Source organism: Methylobacterium amylolyticum, assembly GCF_030700245.1.
Classification (GTDB): domain Bacteria; phylum Pseudomonadota; class Alphaproteobacteria; order Rhizobiales; family Beijerinckiaceae; genus Methylobacterium.
This window is the reverse complement of the sequence record NZ_JAUYZI010000132.1, coordinates 1-1666: the sequence shown is the minus strand read 5'-3', so window position 1 is coordinate 1666 and position 1666 is coordinate 1. Positions and strand designations below refer to the sequence as shown.

Below are 1666 nucleotides of genomic sequence, written 5' to 3'. Positions count from 1 at the left end.
CGGCGCTGGATAACGGCAAGGCGGCGTGGCCCAGCCTGCGTCTGGCCATCCTAGACGGTGCCTTCACCGCCGAGCGCTGCAAGGACTGGTGCCATCTGCACGGCATGCGCCACCGCGTCGTCGAGAAGGACCCGGATCAGAAGGGCTTCGTCGTGCTGGAGCGGCGCTGGCTCGTCGAGCGCACTTTCGGCTGGCTCAGCCACTGGGGCGGCCTGCTGCGCGAGCGTGCCGGCCGTCTCGACGTGGCGACCGGTCGCCTCACCTGCGTCGCCTGCCTCATGGCCGCCAACGCCCTCCACAATCCAGCCTAAGCTCTCGCCCTCAAACAGGCTCTTAGGCGTGGCATGCTTGAGTCATATCTGTCTGCGCCCTTTCGGAGTCGAGCAGTTCCACGAGTTGAGCTCGCGAAACTTGCCGCTCGTCACAGCCTGTGACCGTGATCTCGCGGTATTCGGCCCGTTGAAACTCGTTGAATTTGTCGAGAGCGCTGCCGGTGGAGGGGCAGTGATACGTGATCGTCCCGGTGTCGCGTGTGCTTCTGACGACGTAGCCCATCGCATGGCCCCCTTGCCGCGGACCGCGGGTCTCCGCCCTCCCATGAGGAAGCGGTGAGTAAAGGATCCGTTAACAGACCTTAACGAATGGTTAAGAAGTGGCATTGGCGCCTTCTCGCGCGTCGCATGGTCGCAGTGTGGCAAGAGAAATCCGGAGTGATGTCACGACCCCAATCGCGCGCGACGCAGCACGATTATCGACGAACCGGAAGGCAGCAGAGTTGTTCTTGGTGACCTGAAACGCTTTCGTGTTTAAGTGATTTAGTTAGTCAGAATTATTATCCAGCATATCCATCATCGTTATTAAATAATATCCATTATACAATTTTCTGCATCCAGCGTTTTCACCGATGGATCGCAACGTTCGTTGATTTTTCTAATACTGTATTGTAATTTTCGAGTTAGATCGATCTTATATTTAATGCTTCCGCGCGAGTACTTACTCGAAGCGGAGCCGCGGTTTACTTTCAAATCCGGTCGGCCGTTTGTGTTGTTTGGAGGCCGTCTGCTTTTCCAGCCGGCCACCTCCGAAGCTGACCAGCGGCTCTAGGCCAGATCCGGCCGGCCGTTTTGGTTACGTCGCTGGTGACGCGTCACAGGCTGCGATGGGGCGCACGTCTCCGTGCACGTCACCCCAGTCTTTCAGCGAGAGAATAACCGGCTCCAGCGTGCGCCCGCGCTCGGTCAGGCTGTACTCCACCTTCGGGGGCACTTCCGCGTACACGCGCCGCTCTACAAAGCCGTCCGCCTCCAACTCGCGCAACTGATTCGTCAGCGTGCGCTGGGTCACGTTCGGCAACAGTCGCCGGATCTGGTTGAAGGTAAGCGCTCGGTGACGGCTGCCTTGCGCGGATAGTGGCGCGCTCTGGATACAGGTGCTGGCGTCGGATGGCGCTGTATCGGCCCTGGGTCTGGACCTATGACTTCTCCCTCGCACGTCGTGGTCGCCGGCACGCGCCGGGCGTGGTCGCCGGAGCAGAAGCGGGCGATCCTGGCCGAGGCGGACGAGCCGGGCACGTCGGCCTCGGCGGTGGCACGCCGGCACGGGCTGCATTCCAGCCTGCTGTTTCGCTGGCGCCGCGCGGTCCTGGCTGAACAGCGGGCGGCGGTGG

Annotated in this window: 2 protein-coding genes and 1 pseudogene; 2 read left to right on the top strand and 1 reads right to left on the bottom strand. The window is 61.2% G+C overall.

Going from position 1 to position 1666, the window contains the following annotated elements:
* A partial coding sequence (locus Q8W71_RS32815; RefSeq protein ID WP_370875605.1) for a transposase occupies positions 1–311 on the top strand: 311 nt, incomplete at its 5' end.
* An 817-nt stretch (positions 312–1128) separates the two neighbouring features.
* Here Q8W71_RS32815 and Q8W71_RS32810 read toward each other — a convergent pair.
* Positions 1129–1380 (bottom strand): annotated as a pseudogene (locus tag Q8W71_RS32810) (winged helix-turn-helix transcriptional regulator); the annotation flags it as partial.
* Positions 1381–1473: 93 nt separating this feature from the next.
* On the opposite strand from Q8W71_RS32810, the gene Q8W71_RS32805 reads away from it, so the two are divergent.
* The coding region (locus tag Q8W71_RS32805; RefSeq protein ID WP_305524274.1) for a transposase at positions 1474–1666 on the top strand (193 nt) is incomplete at its 3' end.